The following is a 21,551-nucleotide window of genomic DNA, read 5'->3' on the forward strand; positions in this document are numbered from 1 at the left end:
GTGGAAAATTGGTATGAAGCGAATATAGCGAGAACACTGGAACAGTTTAACACCAACCAAAACACGGGATTATCAGAGCAGGAGGCCGCAAAGCGGCAAGCCAAATATGGGAAGAATGAATTTGCACAGCAGGAAAAAAGCAGTCTGATCAAAGATATTTTGCATCAGCTTAAAGATATTTCCACCATAATTCTTCTTTTGGCTGCTCTTCTTTCCTTATGCATGGCGATAAAGGATGGCCACGGCTTTATTGAACCTGTTGTAATTGTTTCCATTGTCATTTTAAACCTGATACTGGCAATTACCCAGGAGCGAAGCGCCGAAAAGGCTTTAGATGCGCTGACAAGCTTGAATTCTCCCAACTGTATCGTTCTGCGGGACGGCGTGCAAAAAGAAATTGATACCGCCGAGCTGGTTCCCGGAGATGTGATTCTTCTTCAGCTTGGAAGCATTGTTCCGGCTGACGCCCGCCTGATTTCCAGCACCAATTTACAGGTGGATGAGTCGGCGCTGACCGGCGAAAGCGAGCCTTCTGAAAAAAATGCAGATATCCTGCTTCAGGGAAATGTCCCTCTGGGAGATCAGATCAACATGGTATTCTCCGGCTGTCATGTGACCTCCGGTCATGGAGTGGCCATTGTTACAGGTACGGGAATGCACAGTGAGATGGGAAAGATTGCAGGATACTTAAACAATTCACAGAAAATCAAAACACCGTTGCAGCGAAGGCTGGAAAAGGTGGCAAAATCCATCAGTATGGTGGCAATCATTGCTGCCGTTTTACTTCTAATTATCGGTCTTTTGCAGGGAGAATCCTTCTGGTCCATGGTTACCCTGGCGGCAACTCTGGCGGTAGCAGCCGTACCTGAGACCTTGAATTTAATCGTAACGTTATCTCTTTCCCAGGGTGTTAAAAATATGGTTCAGAAAAATGCCCTGATCCGTAAACTTTCTGCAGTGGAAACCCTTGGAAATACTTCTGTGATCTGTTCCGATAAGACGGGGACCCTGACACAGAATCGGATGACCATCGAAAAGCTATGGATTCCGGGCCAGGAACCGTTTGATGCCGAAAATGAATTCTCTGAAAAACAAAAGGATTTGCTGTCTAAATTTGCCCTTGCAAGCAATGCCTCCGTTCAGACGGAGATGGATGGCACCTTGACTATTATGGGCAATCCTACGGAAAAAGCCATTATGCGTCTTCTCCATGAAAAGGGCTTATCCAAGGAGATCATTTCCAGTCAATACCGTATGGTTGGAGAGATCCCGTTTTCTTCGGAACGTAAGATGATGACCATTGTTTTGGAGGAGCTTTCAGGAGGATATTTGATTCTTACCAAGGGGGCCTTGGACCGGCTTCCTCTGCAGCGCTTTGATGAAGCTATGGAAGAAGAGGTTGCCCGTGTTCATGAAGCATTTGCAGGAGAAGCACTCCGGGTACTTGCCCTTGGGGTTAGGCGGACAGAAACAGCACCGTCTCTGGATAAACCGGAGGAAGTGGAACGGGATCTGTCCTTATTGGGACTCATAGGACTGATTGATCCGGCCCGGCCGGAAGCGGCCAAGGCGGTGGAGCGTGCCAAGATGGCAGGAATCCGTACCATCATGATCACCGGTGACCATGCCGTTACGGCAAGCGCCATTGCGAAAAATATCGGAATTCTTGGGGAGAATGAAAAGGTTCTCACCGGACAGCAGCTTAAAAATATTTCCGATGAAGAGCTTTGCAGGGATATCCATCACTACTCTGTTTACGCCCGGGTTTCTCCGGAGGATAAGATCCGTATCGTGGAAGCATGGCAGGAGAACGGAGAAGTGGTTTCCATGACCGGTGACGGTGTCAACGATACGCCTGCATTAAAGGCAGCAGACGTGGGAGTGTCCATGGGAAAAAGCGGAACCGAGGTGGCAAAAAGTGCATCTGATATGGTATTAACGGATGATAACTTTTCTACCATCATTGATGCGGTTTCTGAAGGACGTAATGTTTATTCCAATATCAGAAAGACCATTTATTTCCTTCTTGTCTGCAATATTTCTGAAATTGTAATCATGCTGGTGGCTCAGTTAAGAGGCTGGGGTATGCCGGTAACGCCCATCATGCTATTGTTAGTCAACGTGCTTGGTGACGGGATTCCAGGTCTTTACTTATCAAGAGAACGCTCTGATCCCCGTCTGATGGACCGTGCTCCCATCCGAAGAGAGGAAAGTTTTTTCAGCGGAGGCTTATTAGCCGTGATCATTCAGCAGACCATCGCCTGCTCCGCTGTGGTTTTGATCGGTTATTATATCAGTGCCTTCCGCCCTCTTCCCGGAATGCCAGAACCTTCCCAGGCCATCGGCCAGACGGTGGCATTCCTGATTCTGGGCTGGACTTCCATCCTTCACTTATTTACGGTCCGCAGCAGAAAGTCCATTTTTAAAAGAACCTTAAAGGATAATCCTCCGGTGGTTTACAGCACCATTGCCATGATTGCAGTCTTCAGCCTTTTGGCAGCATTCCCATCGGTAGGAAAACTCTTTGATCTGACTGCAATTGGGACTTCTCACTGGCTGCTTGCAGCAGGACTTTCTTTGGTTCCAACCATAGTGGCTGAGATCGGTAAGTTTATTGATAACCAGACAAACATCCGGGAGCTTCAGCAATACCGCCATCGCTTGATCCGTCATAAAATTAAAGAAGATGACAGCTTCTAAATTTATGTATTGAAAATGTTCCGGCTCTTAACAAGAGCCGGTCCTTTTTCGTTAAAGGTAACATTTAAGACACATAAGGCTAAAATGAAGGGAATAAGATAAATCAAAGACGAAGAAAATGGAATGGCTGATGTTAAATTATCTTTGGGCGTTTATGATACTGGCAGGTATCCTTTGGGGAGCGTTTCATGGAAATCTAAGTGCGGTCACAGACGGAGCTTTAAATTCAGCAAAAGAAGCCGTTATGTTAAGCATTACCATGCTGGGAATCATGTCATTTTGGACCGGAATCATGGAGATCGGGCAAAAATCCGGGCTTATTGAGCGGCTGTCAAAGAAAATGGGACCTGTGCTCCATTATCTTTTCCCCAGGATTCCAAGAAACCATAAGTCCCTGACCTATATTGCGACCAATATCATAGCCAACATTCTGGGCTTAGGCTGGGCGGCAACTCCGGCGGGATTAAAAGCCATGGAAGCGTTAAAGGAACTGGAGGATGACAGGCGCAAGGAGGAAAGCCAGGGGAAAATCACCGGAAAAAGAAAACCTGTGGCAGAGGGAACTGCCAACAATGAGATGTGCAACTTTCTCATCCTCAATATTTCTTCCCTGCAGCTGATTCCGGTCACCATGATCGCTTACCGCAGCCAGTACGGAAGTGTGAACCCTACGGCGGTCGTGGGTCCGGCACTGGCAGCCACTCTTATATCCACTGTGGTGGGGGTAGCGGCCTGTAAGCTGCTGGACCGTTAGGAAAATAAAACAAGGTATCCTCCGATTGGGATGATACCTTGTTCTTACTTAGGAACATAGCTGTGCCCGGTTATTCATTGAAGGAACAGTCAACAACTTTTGCTCCTTTGATTTTGTCTTTGTTCTTACCGCCCTTGGAGATGCATCCGCTAAAGAAATGCTTGCCGGAAGATGGTGCTTTTGGGAAATTGAAATTCACGTTATTGTCGATACCGGTACAGTCTTTCAATGTGATGGCACCGGTATTGTTATTCTGGTCAAATCCTCTGGCCCGGTTGCCGATGGCAGTACATCCTTCTAAGTAATGATTGTCAGCGGTGTAGTTTCCGCCTACTTTAAAGCCCTGTCCGTTTCCGCTGTTCTTGCCGTTGTAGGATGCTTCTGAGTTGTATACTTTTACCGCATTTCCTGCAGAATAGAAATCGAAGCCGTCATCGGAATTATGTAAAGCGGTGCAGTTTTCAAATACATTGCCAGGTCCGATGCTTAATTTGGCGGCAAAACCGTCTGCATTTTCCCCATCTGTTTTGGAATCATAATTATAAGTGGAGGTAACTTTGGTAATGCGGTTGTTGGAGGCACCTTTGCTCATCTGAAGGCCCGTATCGCCGCATTTGGTAATAAAGCAGTCTTTGACCTGGTTGTTGTCGCCGCTGATATAGATACCGTTGTCTCCTGCATTTTGAATGGTAAGACCCTCGATGTACCAGTAATTACCGGAAATCTGGAAACCACGGGAGCTGTCTTTATAAGGCTGGCTGGAGAAATCAACCACAGGCTTCTGACCGTCGTAGTTTAGAATTTTAATGGGAGATCCGGAGTTTCCGTTTTCATCCAGTTTAAAGGTTTTTGAGGATTTAAAGGTTCCTCCCATCAAATAGATGGTGGTACCCGCCTCGGCTTTTTCAATCGCCTTATCAATGGATTTAAAAGGTTTGTCTTTTGACTGTCCGTTGTTGGAATCGCTTCCGCTTGTGGATACATAATACGTTGCGGATGCTGCGTTGGCAGGCAGCGGGCCAAAATACCCCAGACCTGCTACCATAAAACATGTGGTCACGATGCTGATGATTCTTTTTCCTTTTCTCATATAATAACCCCTTTCTTTATATCTAGATTCCGGAACAGTTATTTGTTCCGGCTTTTCTAGCAGGAATATAAATGGAGACCATAAAGGTCTTACGGAATAACTCATCCATTTTTTGTGCACTGTTTATAGGACAATAGTAGAATAATTAAAATACATTGTCAATAATTATTTGTTAAAAAATCTCTCTTTTTCTGTATTGGAATAATAATAGTAATAAACGTTAAAAAAATAAAAAAACGCTGCAAAATTTCTGTTCTATACAGTCATTTTGCAGCGCATATGGAATTAGAGCTATGGCTTATTCGTGAACGCCCTCTTTGTATTCTTTTAAGGCAATGGAAAGCTGGTCCGGGCAGGATGTAGGTCTGAAGCCGCATTGGATTCCTTCCAGACGTTTGATGGCCTCGTCAACATCCATTCCTTCCACCAGACGGGATACGCCCTGGGTATTGCCGGAACAGCCGCCGACGAACTGAACGTTGACCACTTTATTCTCTTTTACTTCAAAACTGATTTCTTTTGAGCAAACTCCGCGTGTTTTATAATTCATGATTGGTACCTCCAACTCCTGTAATGTCTCCTGGTAAACAAACTAAATTATAGACAAACCTTCTACCGGTGTCAATAGCGCTTTTCAAACCTGGAGAAAGACGTTATAATAAGGGAAGATATCATCAGACGAGGAGGAGATTTATGTTAGGAATAATTGGAGCTATGGATGTGGAAGTGGCAGAAGTCAAAAAAGCCATGGAACAAGTGGACGTGCAAACCATTGCGAATATGGATTTTTATAAAGGGATTTTAAAAGGAAAAGAAGCGGTGGTAGTCCGTTCCGGGATCGGAAAGGTCAATGCGGCTATCTGTACCCAGATTCTGGCAGACCATTACCATGTAAGTGCTGTGATCAACACGGGTATCGCTGGGTCACTGAAGAATGAAATCAACATTGCGGATGTGGTTCTGTCTACGGATGTGGTGCACCATGATATGGATGCCACAGGCTTTGGTTATCCGGTGGGACAGATTCCTCAGATGAAAGAATTCTCTTTCCCAGCCGATGAGACCCTTAGAAACCTGGCTTATAATTGCTGTAAAGAGGTGAATCCTGAGATCGGAGTTTTTATCGGAAGGGTAGTTTCAGGGGATCAGTTTATTTCCGACAGGGTTAAAAAAGAATGGATTTCTAAAACGTTTGGGGGAGCGTGCACGGAAATGGAGGGGGCTGCCATCGCTCAGGCGGCATACTTAAACCACATTCCATTTCTGATTATCAGGGCGATCTCAGATAAGGCGGATGACAGCGCAAACATGGACTACAGCGAGTTTGAAGCCAAGGCGGTTAAACATTCCGTGAACCTTATTTTAGCATTGGCAGAAAAGGTTTCATATTAAGTTCAGAATCGAATCATGGCAGGATTTGACGAACGATTCTAGGCTCTCTCATCTTCCCAAAGCCAGTCCGGGTGTTTATAATAAACCTATCACCCGGGGAGGCCGGGCAAGAAAGGGGAGCTATTATTATGCTGGAATTTTTACAGACAGGCAAAGCGTTATACGTGCTGGCAGCTTTTTGCGGCATTGGAGTTATTACCAGATGGCTGACACGTAACCTCTACAAAAGATTGATTAAAGAAGCCGATAACATGACACTGACCAAAAACAAATGTCTCCGGTCCTTTAAACAGAAAACGGAATCTACGTATCAGATAAACCAGGGAATTCCAAGAATCAAGCCGTACCTGGAACGGCAGATGTATGACTTTAAATATTTGGGCGTTACGCTCCACGGCTGGAACATATTTTCCAATCAGATGACGCTCTGGTGCTTTCTCGCAGGAGGCGGGGCAGCGTTTGCTTCCTATTGGTACCGGACCGATCCTTATTACATAGTCCTATACGGTTCCATGGGGATCATGGCCGGACTGTTTACCATTCTGGTGGACCATGGGGCAGGGATTTCAGAGAAACGGCAGCAGCTGTTTGCCGTTTTGGATAATTACCTGGAAAATGTCCTGATCTACCGGCTGGACCAGGCCAGGGATGAATTTGACGGAATCTCCGGTCCCCGTTTGGAGCCGCGTGAAAATATAAGAGCTATTTACCCGGCCGCGAAAAGAGGCTCAGAGGAGACGGAAGCGGAGCAAGATAAGAAGACAGAGCGGCGGAGTGCAAGGCAGAGACTAAAAGCGGAACGGCCGGAAAAGCCGGCAAGGAACCGGGTTCAGCCAATCGAAGAGTATTCGGATGAAAGAGAGGAGGAAGCAGAGCAAAGCGAAAAGAGTGGGTCTTTGGAGGCCGTCGGTTCCCGGCGGGATGTGGATTACTTAAAACGGAGTCTGGAACAGATTGCGGCAAGCCGGGAAAAGAAACGGAGCAGCCGGGCGGGAGAGGACTGGCTGAAGGACCTAAGCCCGGATGAATTAAAGCTGATCGGTGAAATCCTTCAGGAGTATCTGACATGAACCTTTGGAAGACATAAGAAAATCATGTCGCAATTAGACGGTTTTTATGATATAATTTTCCTTAACAGGCAGTCAGAAACCTGAACAAACAGAAGGAAAAAGGAGAATATGAACAATGGGAAATTTAGTTTTTGATTATTCCAAGGCGTCCGGCTTTGTTTCAGCAGAAGAAATAGAGAATATGAAAGCCGCAGTTATGTGTGCAAGAGACACCCTGATGAACAAGTCTGGTGCAGGCAATGATTTTCTGGGGTGGATTGATCTTCCGACCGATTATGATAAGGAAGAGTTTCATAGAATAAAGGCAGCTGCGGAGAAGATTCAAAAAGACTCCGACGTACTGTTAGTCGTTGGCATTGGCGGTTCCTATCTCGGTGCAAGAGCAGCCATTGAATTTTTATCCCATAGTTTTTATAATGTATTGCCAAAAGAATCACGTAAAACACCGGAGATTTACTTCGCCGGCAACAGCATCAGCAGCAAATACATCAAGGATTTAAAGGATGTGCTGAAAGGAAAGGATTTTTCCGTTAATATTATATCAAAATCCGGAACAACCACAGAACCGGCAATCGCATTCCGGGTATTTAAGGATATGCTGATTGAGAAATATGGCCGTGAGGAGGCAAATAAAAGGATTTATGCCACCACGGACAAAGCAAAGGGCGCGCTCAAGAATCTGGCCGACCAGGAGGGATATGAAACCTTTGTGGTACCTGATGATGTAGGCGGACGTTTCTCCGTTCTTACGGCAGTCGGACTTCTTCCCATCGCAGCCTCCGGCGCAGATATCGACCGGCTGATGGAAGGCGCACAGGCCGCCAGAAAAGCAGCCATTGAAACTCCATATGAGTCTAACGGAGCCCTTCAATATGCGGCAGTACGCAATATTCTTCTCCGGAAGGGCAAGACGGTTGAGATCGTTGCCAATTATGAGCCAAGCCTTCATTACGTTTCCGAATGGTGGAAGCAGTTATTCGGAGAGAGTGAAGGAAAAGACCAGAGAGGTATTTTCCCGGCTGCAGTAGATCTGACCACAGATCTCCACTCTATGGGACAGTTTATTCAGGATGGTGCCAGAATTATGTTTGAAACCGTACTGAATGTAGCAAAATCTCCCGCAGAAATTCTTATCAAGGAGGAAGAAGTTGATACGGACGGCATGAATTATCTGGCAGGAAAAAGCGTTGACTTTGTCAATAAGAGTGCCATGAACGGAACCATTTTAGCCCACAGTGACGGAAATGTGCCCAATCTTTTGGTTGAGATTCCAGAGCAGGATGAATACAGCCTGGGACAGCTGTTTTACTTCTTTGAATTCGCATGCGGGGTCAGCGGATATCTGTTAGGAGTGAATCCGTTCAACCAGCCTGGAGTGGAAAGCTATAAGAAGAACATGTTCGCTCTTCTGGGAAAACCTGGTTATGAAAAGGAAAGAGAAGAACTGTTAAAGCGGTTATAAGTTTTTAAAATAGAATGCCGGTGCTCGGTTAAGAGCACCGGTTACTTTTTTGTGTCAAAATTAAGGATAATTTAACAAAATTTAATTAGTTATCTTGGTTTGGTTATAGTATACTGGTTAGGTAACAAATGAACCACATTATTTTAGGAGGAAGATATGAAAAAAAGTTTAACAATTCTTCTTGCTGCAGCAATGGCGTTTTCTTTGACCGCCTGCTCAGGAGGAAAGGACGCAAAGGCCATTTATGACGATGCAACAAAGAAAACATCTGAACTGACATCCATGGAGGCGAATTCTGCAGTCAACATGCAGATGGCTCAGGGAGAGGAAAAGACAGACATCAATATGAAACTGGATATGAAGATATCCGGGATCAATACCGATAGCATGAAGTATCTGGCAGAGGGAACCACCTCACTTATGGGTCAGGACATCAAACTGTCCATGTACTATGAAGGCGGATATTATTACATGGATTCCATGGGACAGAAGATCAAATATGCCATGGATTTAGATGAAATGATGAAACAGATCAAGCAGGGCACAGAAGGTGCCAGCGTTGATTCTTCTTACTTAAAGGAGATTACAGCCAAAAAGGACGGAGATAACCAGATTCTTTCTTTCAGCATTGATGCGGGGAAGATGGATACTTATGTAAAGGATTTGATGGGGCAGTTAGGAACCGCCGGATTGGAAGGAGTAACTTATAACATCAAAGAAGCAAAGGGCGAAGCTACTGTGAATAAAGAAGGATATTTTACTTCTCAGAAGATCACCCTGACAATGGATATGACAAGCCAGGATCAGACTTTCTCCATTGTTATGGATACAGATACGACGTATTTGAATCCAGGCCAGGCCGTAGAAGTGACCGCACCGGATTTGAGCGGTTATACAGAAGTTGATCCAAAAACCTTACAGGCTCAGTAACAGGATATAAACCTTTCTAAGAATAAAAAAGGCTCTTCCAAGGCAAGAATAATGTCTGGAAGAGCTATTTTTATTCTTCGATCACCTGAATTTCCAGAAAATCAAACGCAATGTGCTCGATAAAATTATCCTGGTAAAACCTGGCTTTGGAGTGTTTTTGAAACTCCTCTACAGTGGCATTGAGCCACAGGGGTTTTCCCAAATCAAACTGGTAGCAGATCTCATCCAGTGCGTTAAAAACCATGGTTGTTCTGGAAAGACTGTAATCGGAAATGCAGATGACGGTATCCTTCACGATTTTCGTGTCTTTGATCATTTTTGCCCACATACGAAACATAATGAATTTTCCCTTCTGAAATAAGCGGTTATCACCGCCGGTTTGATGCTGCAACGATTATATCACCGGGAAAGGACAAAGCGCAAGCAGGAAAATGACGGACATTGTAAAACCATGAAAAATATGATAGAATCGTCATAGGAAAAACCCAAGGAGGAACACTTAAGATGGCACAACCCATAACGGATCAGGTTGGTTTTCTTGGAGAGGCCTGCAGAGCCGTCCAGGAGTTATCGGCGAGCAGGAATCTTCTGGATAAGTTCCATCAGGAGAAGAAACGTCTGGAAAAGGAACTGGAGGCAGAAAAAAAGGCTGTGGCAGATGCCATTAACCTTACGGTCAAAAAACGATTGGAAGAGATTGAAGCCACATATGACAAGGAAATTGCCAGGGAACAGGACTCCTTAAAGCGGATGAGGAGCAAACGGGAAAAAGCAAAATCCCAGGGGATTAAGGAACGGATCGAAGAGGAAACAGAAGAATTAAAGGAAAATAATAAGGAGTTAAAGCAGCAGTTGAAGGATATTTTCCGGAAGGAAGGAGTTCCTTTATTTTGCAGAAGCAGGCTGTATTATGCCCTGTATATGCCTGACAGCTTTCAGGAATGGACGACTTTGTTTTTTTCCATTTTGTTTTGTTTTCTTGCCATTCCCTGCGGAATCTATTTTCTGATTCCTCAGAGGACCCCTTATTATTTGATCGGAATCTATTTTTTGACCATCCTTATCTTTGGAGGCAGTTACATCCTTATTAATAACCGGACCAAAGTCAGGCATCAAAGTGCACTTAAAAAAGGAAGGTCCATCCGGGACTTTATTAGAGCAAATGACCGGAAGATCAGGCTGATCATTCGTTCCATTAAACGGGACCGTGACGAAGCCGTCTATAACCTGGAAAAATATGATGATGAGATTGCCCGCATGGAACAGGATTTAACGGATATCACCGAAAAAAAACGGGAGGCGTTAAATACGTTTGATAAGGTGACAAAGACTATTATATCCGATGAGATTGAAGGCAACAGCAGAGACACTCTTGACAGGCTGTCCAAAGAGTATGAAGAGGCAGCTGCCAAGGTGAGGGAGGCAGAGGTGCGGGTGAAGGAACAGACCCTCTTTATTAACGATCATTACGCTTCTTATGTAGGCAAAGAGTATATGGTCCCGGAACGGCTTGATGAGCTGGCAGATATGATCCGAATGGGAAAGGCTTCCTCCATAAGCGAGGCCAAGGCCATTTATAAGAGTCTTAAGGAATAGAATGAAGGTGCAGAAAAATACGCGGAGGCGGGTTTTTCCTGCACCTGTTTTTTCGTAATTTTTTCCCCGCAGTGTGGTGAATAATTCCATAAATCACGGCTTATAATAGAACAGAGAAAATAAGGACAGCAAGGCAGGATATTATGAAATTATGGGAAAGAATTGCGATCCGGGGAAACCGGGACGTTTTTTATTATGACACAAAGCATACCTTTGAAGCAGAGGACTTTGCTTCCAGACTTTACGATATGATAAGTACGGAGCTGGAGAATAAAAAAGCAGCTGGAGTACTTTTTTTGTGCATCGGCACCGACCGTTCCACGGGAGACAGCCTTGGGCCCTTAATTGGTTACAAGCTAAAAGACAGGGGACTGGAGCATCTGGAGGTCATGGGAACTCTGGAGCGTCCGGTCCACGCCATGAATCTTGAAACGTATCAGACGATTCTACGGCTGCGTTACCCCAATTACGTGGTGGTTGCAGTGGATGCTTCCGTTGGAAATATGGAGCACATCGGCTACGTGACCCTGGGAAGAGGGGCACTGAAGCCGGGACTTGGAGTCAGTAAGGAGCTGCGGGCCGTAGGGGATATTTTTATTACCGGGATCGTAGGGAGCTGCGGAAATTACGATCCTCTCATGCTGCAGAGCATACGGCTTTCCGTTGTGATGCGCATGGCTGACTGCATCAGCCACAGTATTTATCTTGTCGAAAAGTTATGGGAAAACACGTCCATGCTTTGACATGATTTTCGCCCTTTGTATGCTATGATTCATTGGATTAAATAAAAAATAGCGGGGTGAGCCAATGGGTGAATTATACAATCCGTACCCGAAGCTGCCGAAAAATATCAGGCAGATCGGGGAACGGGACCAGATCGTAAAGTTATATGTAGAGGATTATGTAAACACGTATTTGAAACGTCTGTATCCTGTAAAAGGACAACCACTTCGGGTAGGCTTATTGCTTGGAAGTATAGAACTAAATGACGGAACGCCTTATATCTTCATTGACGGAGCTTTGGAGATGGAGGACGTGACAGATGCAGAAGGAAGAGTGGAATTTACAGAGCTTTCCTGGAAAAAAGCCTATCAGAACATGGAACAGCTTTTCCCAAAGAGATCCATTCAGGGCTGGTTTTTATGCGGCAGTCCGGGAGATGATCTTACCCCTTTGAATTATTGGAAACAGCATGTCCAGTATTTTGAGGGTACCAATAAACTGATGTATTTAAGCAATGGAACGGAAGGAGATGAAACAGTTTACATATCGTCAGAGGACGGATTTTACCGGCTTCAGGGCTATAGTATCTATTATGAGCGAAATCAGATGATGCAGGACTACATGGTTCTGCGAAAAGATGTAAAACGTATCGAAACCGATACAAATGATAAGGTAATTGAAGAATTCCGCAAGCGAATGGACGAGCGCAAAGAGGAAGTTACGGACAGGCATCAGACCACCGGGCTCCTTCGAGGCATGTGTACTGCGATGGCAGTCGTCATATTAGCTGGCGGAATTGTTCTGTTTAACAACTATGAACGGATGCAGAGCATGGAAAGCGTAATCGTTTCCGCTATACCGGCAAAAGCACAGCAGATTTTTGGAGGCAGCCAGAAAAAGGGCGCCAAAGCCGAATCCAGGGTCGTGGTGGAAGATGCGGAAGCGGGCATTTCTCCAACGACTGCTGTGAATAAGGAAACCATGTCGAAAACGCTGCCGGAAACAAAGGCCGGGGAAGGTCAGGCAGCGGCAGAGACAAAAGCCGCCCCGGGACAGACCAGCGCAGCGTCGGCTGAGACCCAAACGGTGCCGGGACAGACCAGCGCAGCATCTGCTGAGACCCAAACGGTGCCGGGACAGACCAGCGCGGCATCGGCTGAAACCCAAACGGTGCCGGAACAGACCAGCGCAGCTTCTGCGGAAACAAAGAAGGCTCCGTCAAAGGAGAGCAAGGCTTCGGGGGAAACCAGCCAGGCACCGGCGGAAACAGAAGCCGCCGCAGGAGCAGGACAGCGGGTCCATGTGGTCCAGGAGGGAGAGACGCTGTACGGAATCATGATAGCAGAATACCACAATGTGAATAAGCTGGAGGAAATCTGTGAGCTCAATGGATTGGAGGATGAGAATAAGATCGTAGCGGGTCAGAAATTACTGCTTCCGTAGAAAAAATATAATGCGTTTCTTCTTGAAATGATGTATACTACAACTATATATGGGCATTTTTAGGAGAAAACTGCATGAGTGAATGGAACTCTATGAACAGAGAGATTAAAAAAAACCAGCTGAGGCGGCAGATTGTCCCAACGTCTGTGGACAAGGATGAATCCAGCGAAGAAATCATAAAAAAAGCCCGCGATAAGGTAAGGAAGAAAAGGCTCAGAATCTTTCTGGTACTGTTTATTGTGTTTGCAGCAGGAGGGATCGGTGCATTTCAGTATTTCCGGCTCTATCATTATACCAGGTATGGGGTGGTCTGGGCAAAGCAGATGAATGAGGGAAGCTATGAAGGATATATGGATTTTGGTTCCAATGTGCTGAAATACAGCAAGGATGGTGCCTCCTATGTGGATTCCCAGGGAAAAGAAGTGTGGATTCAAAGCTATGAGATGAAATCGCCGAAGGCTTACGTTAGTGGGGACTATGCGGCCATTGTTGACCAGCAGGGGAATTCCATCTATATTTTTGACAAAGCAGGGAAAACAGGAGTGGCGACTACGGTTCTTCCCATCGTGAAGGCCACCGTATCCTCGTATGGAGTGGTAGCTGCCATATTAGAGGATTCCACCTCCAATTACATTTATTTTTTTAATCAGGATGGATCGGTTCTTGATGTGAAGATCAAAGCGCTTTTAGGGGGGGATTCCGGTTATCCGGTGGATATCAGCTTATCTCCTGACGGAACCCAGCTGATGGGGGCCTATGCCTATTTAAAAAACGGTACGTTAAACGGCAGGGTCGCGTTTCATAACTTTTCTGAAATCGGAAAGAGCATTCCGGACAGGCTGGTAGGCGGCTTTGACCAGCCATATGACGGAGCACTTGTGGCTCAGGTCCGGTTCCTTGATGATACTTATTCCTGTGCATTTGCAGACAACAGCGTATCATTTTATTCCACAAAGAACGCCCTCTCTCCGGAGCTGTTAAAGCAGATTCCGGTACAGGAGGAGATTAAGAGCGTCTTTTATTCCCCCAAATATGTTGGCCTGATCCTGGACAACCCGAAAGGGGAGAACCCCTACCGGATGGAGGTCTATAAGGCCAATGGAGACCATGTGTTTTCCACAGGTTTCCAATATCAGTATACCAGCGCGGATATTGACGGAGATCATGTATTTCTGTATAATGGAGACTCGTGCAGAGTCTACAGCATGTCTGGCAGGCTCAAATTTTCCGGCACATTTGATTTTCCGGTATCTAAGATCCGTAACGGCAGGCTTCCAAATACCCTGATCGTGATGGGTCCTCAAAATATGAAAGAAATTAGATTACAAATAGGAGGGCAATACCAATGAGCAACGTCGAAACCATGTCAATCAACGCAATCCGCATCCTATCTGCAGATGCGATCCAGAAAGCCAATTCCGGACATCCCGGACTTCCTTTAGGCTGTGCGTCCGCCGCATATGAATTATGGGCCAACCACTTAAATCACAATCCGGCAGATCCCAACTGGGCAAACAGAGACCGCTTTATTTTATCCGGTGGTCATGGTTCCATGCTTTTGTATTCCCTTCTCCATCTGTTTGGTTACGGGAATTTATCAAAAGAAGATTTGATGAATTTCCGTCAGTTAGGTTCTAAGACACCCGGACATCCCGAATACGGCCACACCGTAGGCGTTGAGGCGACCACAGGACCTCTCGGTGCCGGTATGGGTATGGCAGTTGGTATGGCCATTGCAGAGAGCCATCTGGCCTCCGTATTCAATAAGGACAATTATCCGGTGGTGGATCACTACACTTATGTGCTGGGCGGAGACGGCTGTATGATGGAAGGAATCTCTTCCGAAGTATTTTCTCTGGCAGGAACTCTTGGTCTTGGAAAGCTGATCGTTCTTTACGATTCCAATCAGATCTCCATCGAGGGAAGTACGGATATTGCATTCACAGAGGATGTGCAAAAGCGTATGGAAGCGTTCCATTTCCAGACCATAACCGTAGAAGACGGCAATGACTTAGGAGCCATCGCACGTGCCATTGAAGAAGCCAAGGCAGACACAGAGCATCCTTCCTTTATTACCATCAAGACTCAGATCGGCTACGGCTGCCCCGCAAAGCAGGGAAAAGCCAGCGCCCATGGAGAGCCTCTTGGAGCAGACAATATCACTGCATTAAAGGAGAACTTAGGATGGCCCTCTACAGAACCATTTTTCGTTCCGGAAGAGGTATACAGCCATTACCGCAAGTTGGCAGAGGAAAAGGCTGAGGTGGAAGCTGCATGGAAGGTGATGTTTGCGGCTTACTGTGAGGAATATCCGGAGATGGAAGCCTTATGGAACGCTTATCATGATCCTGACGGGGCAGAAAAAGCCATTGAAGCATGTGCGGATTTCTGGAAAAAGCCGGAAAAAGCAGATGCCACCAGAAATTTATCCGGAAAGATATTAAACCGCATCAAAGACCATATGCCGAATTTAATCGGCGGTTCTGCAGACCTTGCGCCTTCCAATAAGACCAACATGACGGATGCAGGAGATTACTCAAAGGAAAACAGAAGCGGACGCAATATGCACTTCGGAGTCAGAGAACTTGGTATGACTGCCATCGGAAATGGTATGCTGCTTCACGGCGGTCTCCGCACCTTTGTGGCTACTTTCTTTGTATTCAGTGATTACACAAAGCCTATGGCACGCCTGGCTTCTCTGATGGGGCTCCCCCAGACTTTTATCTTCACCCATGACAGCATCGGTGTTGGAGAAGACGGACCGACCCATGAGCCGATCGAGCAGCTTGCCATGCTTCGTGCCATGCCGAATTTCCATGTGTTCCGTCCCTGTGATGAAACAGAGACAGAAGCCGCATGGTATTCAGCACTGACCTCTAAGAAAACTCCTACCGCTCTTGTTCTCACCAGACAGAACTTAACTCCGATGCCAGGCAGCAGCAAAGAGGCATTAAAGGGCGGTTATGTTATTGACGACTGCGAAGGCACACCGGAACTGATTCTGATCGCCAGCGGTTCTGAGGTGGAGCTTGCGGTGAAGGCAAAAGAACTTCTTTCTGACCGTAAGGTCCGGGTAGTTTCCATGCCTTGTATGGATCTGTTTGAAGAGCAGACAGAGGAATATAAAGAATCCGTTCTTCCAAAGGCTGTACGCAAGCGTGTGGCTGTGGAAGCGTTAAGTGATTTTGGCTGGGGCAGATATGTAGGCCTTGACGGAGCTTATGTGACCATGACTGGCTTTGGAGCCAGCGGTCCTGCCGGTCAGTTATTTGAGCATTTTGGATTCACGGCGGAGCGTGTGGCAGAAGTTGCGAAATCCTTATAAAAGATGCCTGGCATCTTGATACAAAAGGAAAAGGAGCGTAAGCAGTCATGGGAAAGAAATGTATTGGTGTTGATGTTGGCGGTACTTCCGTAAAGATTGGCCTGTTTGAAGTGTCAGGGGAGCTTCTGCATAAATGGGAAGTGAAAACCAGAAAGGAAGAAGGCGGAAGATACATCCTTGATGATACCGCTGACTCCATTTTGAAAAGGCTGGAAGAGCTTGGGATTTCCATTGAAGAGATCACAGGTGTGGGACTGGGGATTCCCGGTCCGGTCCTTCCAAACGGTTATGTGGAGGTCTGCGTCAACTTAGGCTGGCGTGACTGCTACCCGGAGCGGGAGTTAAGCAAGCGGCTTCACGGCCTTCCGGTAAAAAGTGCCAACGATGCCAATGTGGCGGCTCTCGGTGAGATGTGGCAGGGCGGCGGCAAAGGCTATCATGACATTGTTATGGTCACACTTGGCACCGGCGTCGGGGGAGGTGTGATCATTGACCAGAAAATCGTTGCCGGAAGGCATGGACTGGCAGGAGAGATCGGCCACATCCACATCCGTGAGGATGAAACGGAAACCTGCAATTGCGGCGGTGTGGGCTGTGTGGAGCAGGTGGCAAGCGCCACCGGCATTGCAAGGGAGGCAAGAAGGCAGATGGCTTCCAAGGATATGCCGTCTGTTTTGAGGAGCTTTGGAGATAAGGTTACCGCAAAGGACGTGCTTGATGGGGCTAAGGCAGGCGATCCTCTTGCGATGGAAGTCATGGAGGTTGTGGGGCATTATCTTGGAATGGCTCTGGCCCAGGTCTCTATGACCACAGACCCGGAAGTATTTGTTTTAGGAGGAGGTGTATCAAAAGCAGGTCAGTTTCTGATTGATGCGATTGATGAAAATTATAAAAAGTTTACACCGATTTCAAAGAATAAAGGCAAAATCGTGTTGGCGACTCTTGGGAATGATGCTGGTATTTATGGCGCTGCCAAACTGATTTTAAATTAGGAATAAAACGAAATACCAGGTATTGGCGGGAAATGAAATTCTTCAGTCATATCTGGTATTTTATTTGCGGTTTATTTACAATTTACTAAATTATGATATAATGGGAATACTTCACAAAGGAAGAAACCTCCCAATATGAGGAGACCCCGGTTGACGGACAACCGGGGCAATTATGAAAAATCTATGTGCAACTTGACTGATTAACTTATTTTAAAAACTTATTTTCTATACAATTAGTATAAAAAACGGATATGAACACAATATGAACGGCCTGTAAACAGATTATGAAAAAGGAGATACTATGAAAAACAGCCTTAAAAATAGAAAGACCATCGTCATTGGACATAAAAATCCGGATACCGATTCCATCTGCTCCGCAGTCTGCTATGCAAACCTGAAGCGGATCATAACCGGGGAAGATTATCAGCCGGGACGTGCCGGACGTGTCAACGAAGAAACCCAGTTTGTGTTAAATTATTTTGGCATGGAAGCGCCGGAGCTTGTGGAAAATGTAAAGACCCAGGTTCTGGATATAGAGATCCGCCCGATTCAAGGGGTGGATAAGAATCTATCTTTAAAGAAAGCATGGAATCTGATGCAGGAAGATAATGTAGTGACGATTCCGGCAATTACCAAAAAGGGGATGCTGGAAGGGCTTATTACGGTGGGAGACATTGCAAAGTCTTACATGAACGTATATGACAGCAGCATTTTATCAAAAGCCTGCACCCAGTACTCCAACATCGTAGAGACGTTGGAGGGGGATATTGTGGTTGGCAATAAGAATGCCTATTTTGATAAGGGAAAAGTTCTGATCGCTGCCGCCAATCCGGATATGATGGAGTATTACATCTCCAAGGGCGATCTGGTCATCCTGGGAAACCGGTATGAATCCCAGCTTTGTGCCATTGAGATGGAGGCGGCGTGCATTATTGTCTGCGAAGGTGCCGCAGTTTCCATGACCATTAAAAAGCTGGCGCAGGAGCGGGGCTGTACGGTCATGACCACGCCATATGACACGTATACAGCGGCCCGTCTGGTGAACCAGAGCATTCCCATCAGCTTTTTCATGAAGACGGAAGGGCTGATTACGTTTGAAGAGGAAGATTACATTGATGAGATCAAAGACGTGATGGCAAGCAAGCGCCACCGTGATTTCCCGATTCTTGATAAGAACGGAAAGTATAAGGGCATGATTTCCCGCCGTAATTTGCTGGGGGCAAAAGGAAAACGGCTCATCCTTGTGGACCACAACGAAAGGTCCCAGGCGGTGGAAGGTATGGAAAGTGCGGAGATCTTAGAGATCATTGACCATCACCGGCTTGGAACCGTGGAAACCATTGCACCTGTATTTTTCCGCAATCAGCCGGTAGGGTGTACGGCTACCATCGTTTATCAGATGTATCAGGAGAATCAGGTTGCCATTGAGCCTCAGATCGCTGGACTTCTGTGCAGTGCCATCATCTCCGACACGCTTTTGTTCCGTTCTCCGACCTGTACGGATGCAGATAAAAAGGCAGCCCTTGCTCTTGCAGAGATCGCAGGGATTGATGCTGAAAAGTATGCTTCCTCCATGTTTGCGGCAGGCAGTAATTTAAAGGGAAAGACAGACGGGGAGATTTTTTATCAGGATTTTAAGAAGTTTAACGTTGGAAAGGTGACATTTGGCGTAGGTCAGATCAGTTCTTTAAACTCCGAGGAGCTGAAGGAACTGGAGGAACGCATGCTTCCATACATGAAAAAGGCGAGAGAAGAGCACGGGGTGGATATGATGTTCTTTATGCTTACCAATATTCTTACAGAGTCCACGGTTCTGCTCTGCGAAGGCCAGGGAGCAAAGCAGATGATCGCAACAGCCTTCCGCGCAGATGACGACAAAACCAACTCACAGGAACATGTGGTCAGCTTACCGGGTGTGGTATCCAGAAAGAAACAGTTGATTCCCAGCATCATGTTAGCCGTCCAGGGTTAAGGAGGACGGTCCATGAAAAAACAGCAGTCAAATCAAAAACAGCTTCCTGTGAAACGAGAGAAAGTGGAATGGAAGCCGGGCAACATGCTTTATCCGGTTCCTGCCGTTATGATCAGTTGTCAGAGGGAAGGCGAAAAGCCCAATATTATTACGGTAGCATGGGCCGGAACCATTTGTTCCACGCCTGCCATGCTTTCGATCTCTGTGCGGCGGGAGCGTTATTCCTATGATATCATCAAGGAGACCGGGGAATTTGCCGTGAACCTGGTGTCAAAGGAGCTGGTGCGGGCAGCGGACTACTGCGGAGTAAAATCCGGCAGGGACGTGGATAAATTTAAAGAGATGAAGCTAACCCCATGTACGCTCAAGCACATCAAGGTACCTGGAATAGAGGAAAGTCCGGTCTGCCTTGCATGCCGGGTGGTGGAAATCAAGCCTCTGGGAAGCCATGATCTGTTTCTGGCTGAAATCCTGGGAGTGACCGTAGACAGCCGGTATATGGATGAGAAAAACAAATTTCATTTAAATCAGGCCGGGCTGGTGGCTTATTCTCACGGAGAGTACTTTGAGCTTGGAAAGAAAATCGGCAGCTTTGGATATTCGGTAAAAAAAACGGACAAAAAATCAGCCGGCAGGAGGAAAAAAAGATAATGGGGAAGCAAGATAATATCACATTGATCGGAATGCCTGGATCAGGAAAGAGCACCATTGGTGTTTTGCTTGCGAAACGTCTTGGATATTCATTTGTAGACGTGGATATTGTCATTCAGGAACAGGAAAAGCGGCTTTTAAAGGAAATCATCGCCGAGGAAGGGGATGACGGCTTTCTGGAAATAGAAAACCGGGTCAACCGGGAGCTTTCTGCCTCTCACAGTGTGATCGCACCCGGCGGAAGCGTGATTTATGGAAGAGAAGCCATGGAGCATTTAAAGGATATCAGCATCGTGATCTATTTAAAGCTCAGCTATGAAAATCTCAGGGAGCGTTTGGGCAATCTGGTGGACCGGGGGGTGGTACTGAAAAACGGTATGACCTTAAAGGACTTGTATGATGAGCGGATTCCCTATTATGAAAAATATGCGGATATCACCATTGATGAGACTGGACTGGAAGCCGGCAAGGTGGTGGATGAACTGAGAGCCATGATGAAAGAACGGTTCGGACTGGATACATAAGGTATGAAATGAGGAAGCAGAATAATGGTATTTCATATGTTTGACAATGGTTTCTGAGCAGAGAAGGATTCTGCCGGGCACTATTTTTATTTCCTGCGGAGACATGATGCCCTGCGGGATAGAAATGAATGGAATCCGATGATTGTAAGGGGGAAAAGTGATGAAGAAAAAATTAAAGCGGCTGGCAGCCGTCGGTATGGCAGGAATCATGGTATGGTCTTTGACTGCATGCAAAAGTGCAAAGACAGTAACAAAGGAAACGGAGCCTTTAGCTGCCAAAGCCGAGGAAAACCTGTTAAATGTACATATTGATGTGGAAGTGGCCTCTATGGACCCTCAGATTGCCACCGACGGGACTTCCTTTGAAGTCATTGCCGGGATTACCGATGGGTTATATGGAGTGGATGCCGGTGGAAAACCTGTGCCGGCACTGGCAGAGAGTGTGGATAAAAGTTCGGATGGCTTAACGCTCACGTATCATTTAAGAGATGCTATATGGTCCAATGGAACGCCGGTCACAGCCAATGATTTTGTATTTGCCTGGAGACGGGCGGTGGACCCCGATACAGCCAGTGAATATGCATACTCTTTATTGCCCATGACTTATCCATGGTGAAATACATCTCAGACCGGATCGGTGTCCTGCATCTGGGACATTTGGTGGAACCTGGGACCACGGAGGAGATATTTGGAAATCCCATTCACCCCTATACAAGGTCTTTGCTTTCCGCCATTCCAAGGCCGGACCCTCTGGGGGAAAAACGGAGGGTGGCCCTTTCTTATGACTGTAAGGAGCTGGGAATTGATTATGAAGCAGGAACGAGACATTTGCTGGTTGGACAGCATGTGGTACTGGGAACCGGAGATGAGATAAAAAAATGGACAAATGGGAGATAAAAAAAGCAGGAGAACGAAAATCCTCCTGCT

Annotated in this window: 20 protein-coding genes; 17 read left to right on the forward strand and 3 right to left on the reverse strand. The window is 46.3% G+C overall.

Annotation, left to right across the window (positions count from 1 at the left end):
- Both VIG27_RS00215 and VIG27_RS00220 read left to right on the forward strand, forming a co-directional pair.
- A complete protein-coding gene (locus VIG27_RS00215) occupies window positions 1–2,700 on the forward strand; it encodes a cation-translocating P-type ATPase (protein ID WP_394524157.1) in 2,700 nt (899 codons plus the stop codon).
- A 130-nt stretch (window positions 2,701–2,830) separates the two neighbouring features.
- A complete protein-coding gene (locus VIG27_RS00220; RefSeq protein ID WP_394527352.1) occupies window positions 2,831–3,454 on the forward strand; it encodes a nucleoside recognition domain-containing protein in 624 nt (207 codons plus the stop codon).
- Window positions 3,455–3,524: 70 nt separating this feature from the next.
- Here the strand turns inward: VIG27_RS00220 and VIG27_RS00225 are convergent, their stop codons facing one another.
- On the reverse strand, window positions 3,525–4,544 hold the full coding sequence (locus VIG27_RS00225; protein ID WP_394524158.1) for a right-handed parallel beta-helix repeat-containing protein: 1,020 nt from the start codon (window positions 4,542–4,544) through the stop codon (window positions 3,525–3,527).
- 298 nt (window positions 4,545–4,842) lie between these two features.
- Window positions 4,843–5,094 carry a TIGR03905 family TSCPD domain-containing protein gene (locus VIG27_RS00230; protein ID WP_394524160.1) on the reverse strand — a complete coding sequence of 84 codons (252 nt, stop codon included), beginning with the start codon at window positions 5,092–5,094 and terminating at the stop codon, window positions 4,843–4,845.
- 143 nt (window positions 5,095–5,237) lie between these two features.
- Between VIG27_RS00230 and VIG27_RS00235 the strand changes: the two genes are divergently transcribed.
- The 4 genes from VIG27_RS00235 to VIG27_RS00250 all read left to right on the forward strand — a co-directional run bounded on the left by VIG27_RS00235 (window position 5,238) and on the right by VIG27_RS00250 (window position 9,398).
- Complete coding sequence (locus VIG27_RS00235) at window positions 5,238–5,936, forward strand: 5'-methylthioadenosine/adenosylhomocysteine nucleosidase (RefSeq protein WP_394524161.1); 699 nt, start codon at window positions 5,238–5,240, stop codon at window positions 5,934–5,936.
- Window positions 5,937–6,064: 128 nt separating this feature from the next.
- Window positions 6,065–7,006 (forward strand): hypothetical protein, encoded by a 942-nt coding sequence (locus VIG27_RS00240; RefSeq protein WP_394524163.1) that lies wholly within the window; start codon window positions 6,065–6,067, stop codon window positions 7,004–7,006.
- Window positions 7,007–7,121: 115 nt separating this feature from the next.
- Window positions 7,122–8,468, forward strand: a complete 1,347-nt coding sequence (locus VIG27_RS00245; RefSeq protein WP_394524165.1) for a glucose-6-phosphate isomerase — start codon at window positions 7,122–7,124, stop codon at window positions 8,466–8,468.
- 156 nt (window positions 8,469–8,624) lie between these two features.
- Window positions 8,625–9,398, forward strand: coding sequence for a DUF6612 family protein (locus tag VIG27_RS00250; protein ID WP_394524167.1), 774 nt, complete (start codon window positions 8,625–8,627; stop codon window positions 9,396–9,398).
- A 70-nt stretch (window positions 9,399–9,468) separates the two neighbouring features.
- Here the strand turns inward: VIG27_RS00250 and VIG27_RS00255 are convergent, their stop codons facing one another.
- Complete coding sequence (locus tag VIG27_RS00255) at window positions 9,469–9,735, reverse strand: hypothetical protein (RefSeq protein WP_394524168.1); 267 nt, start codon at window positions 9,733–9,735, stop codon at window positions 9,469–9,471.
- A 167-nt stretch (window positions 9,736–9,902) separates the two neighbouring features.
- Between VIG27_RS00255 and VIG27_RS00260 the strand changes: the two genes are divergently transcribed.
- The 11 genes from VIG27_RS00260 (at window position 9,903) to VIG27_RS00310 (ending at window position 21,521) form a co-directional block, all read left to right on the forward strand.
- Window positions 9,903–10,994 (forward strand): hypothetical protein, encoded by a 1,092-nt coding sequence (locus tag VIG27_RS00260; protein WP_394524169.1) that lies wholly within the window; start codon window positions 9,903–9,905, stop codon window positions 10,992–10,994.
- Window positions 10,995–11,137: 143 nt separating this feature from the next.
- A complete protein-coding gene (gene yyaC, locus VIG27_RS00265; protein WP_394524170.1) occupies window positions 11,138–11,737 on the forward strand; it encodes a spore protease YyaC in 600 nt (199 codons plus the stop codon).
- Window positions 11,738–11,801: 64 nt separating this feature from the next.
- A complete protein-coding gene (locus VIG27_RS00270; protein WP_394524173.1) occupies window positions 11,802–13,160 on the forward strand; it encodes a LysM peptidoglycan-binding domain-containing protein in 1,359 nt (452 codons plus the stop codon).
- A 74-nt stretch (window positions 13,161–13,234) separates the two neighbouring features.
- Window positions 13,235–14,509, forward strand: a complete 1,275-nt coding sequence (locus VIG27_RS00275; RefSeq protein ID WP_394524175.1) for a DUF5711 family protein — start codon at window positions 13,235–13,237, stop codon at window positions 14,507–14,509.
- Window positions 14,506–16,485: a transketolase gene (tkt, locus tag VIG27_RS00280; protein WP_394524177.1), complete on the forward strand. Its 1,980-nt coding sequence runs from the start codon at window positions 14,506–14,508 to the stop codon at window positions 16,483–16,485. Before VIG27_RS00275 ends, tkt begins: the two co-directional genes overlap by 4 nt.
- Window positions 16,486–16,532: 47 nt before the next feature.
- On the forward strand, window positions 16,533–17,477 hold the full coding sequence (locus tag VIG27_RS00285; RefSeq protein WP_394524180.1) for an ROK family glucokinase: 945 nt from the start codon (window positions 16,533–16,535) through the stop codon (window positions 17,475–17,477).
- A gap of 301 nt (window positions 17,478–17,778) precedes the next feature.
- Window positions 17,779–19,449, forward strand: a complete 1,671-nt coding sequence (locus VIG27_RS00290; protein WP_394524184.1) for a putative manganese-dependent inorganic diphosphatase — start codon at window positions 17,779–17,781, stop codon at window positions 19,447–19,449.
- Between the two features lie 12 nt (window positions 19,450–19,461).
- Window positions 19,462–20,100: a flavin reductase family protein gene (locus tag VIG27_RS00295; protein ID WP_394524185.1), complete on the forward strand. Its 639-nt coding sequence runs from the start codon at window positions 19,462–19,464 to the stop codon at window positions 20,098–20,100.
- The gene (locus VIG27_RS00300; RefSeq protein WP_394524189.1) at window positions 20,100–20,624 is read left to right on the forward strand and encodes a shikimate kinase; all 525 of its coding nucleotides are present in this window, start codon (window positions 20,100–20,102) and stop codon (window positions 20,622–20,624) included. Before VIG27_RS00295 ends, VIG27_RS00300 begins: the two co-directional genes overlap by 1 nt.
- A 160-nt stretch (window positions 20,625–20,784) precedes the next feature.
- Window positions 20,785–21,240: an ABC transporter substrate-binding protein gene (locus tag VIG27_RS00305; RefSeq protein ID WP_394524190.1), complete on the forward strand. Its 456-nt coding sequence runs from the start codon at window positions 20,785–20,787 to the stop codon at window positions 21,238–21,240.
- Window positions 21,234–21,521, forward strand: a complete 288-nt coding sequence (locus VIG27_RS00310) for a hypothetical protein (protein ID WP_394524193.1) — start codon at window positions 21,234–21,236, stop codon at window positions 21,519–21,521. Before VIG27_RS00305 ends, VIG27_RS00310 begins: the two co-directional genes overlap by 7 nt.
- The last annotated feature ends 30 nt before the right edge of the window (window positions 21,522–21,551 follow it).

The sequence above is a fragment of the Lacrimispora sinapis genome (assembly GCF_043633585.1).
In the GTDB taxonomy this organism is placed as follows: Bacteria; Bacillota; Clostridia; order Lachnospirales; family Lachnospiraceae; genus Lacrimispora; species Lacrimispora sinapis.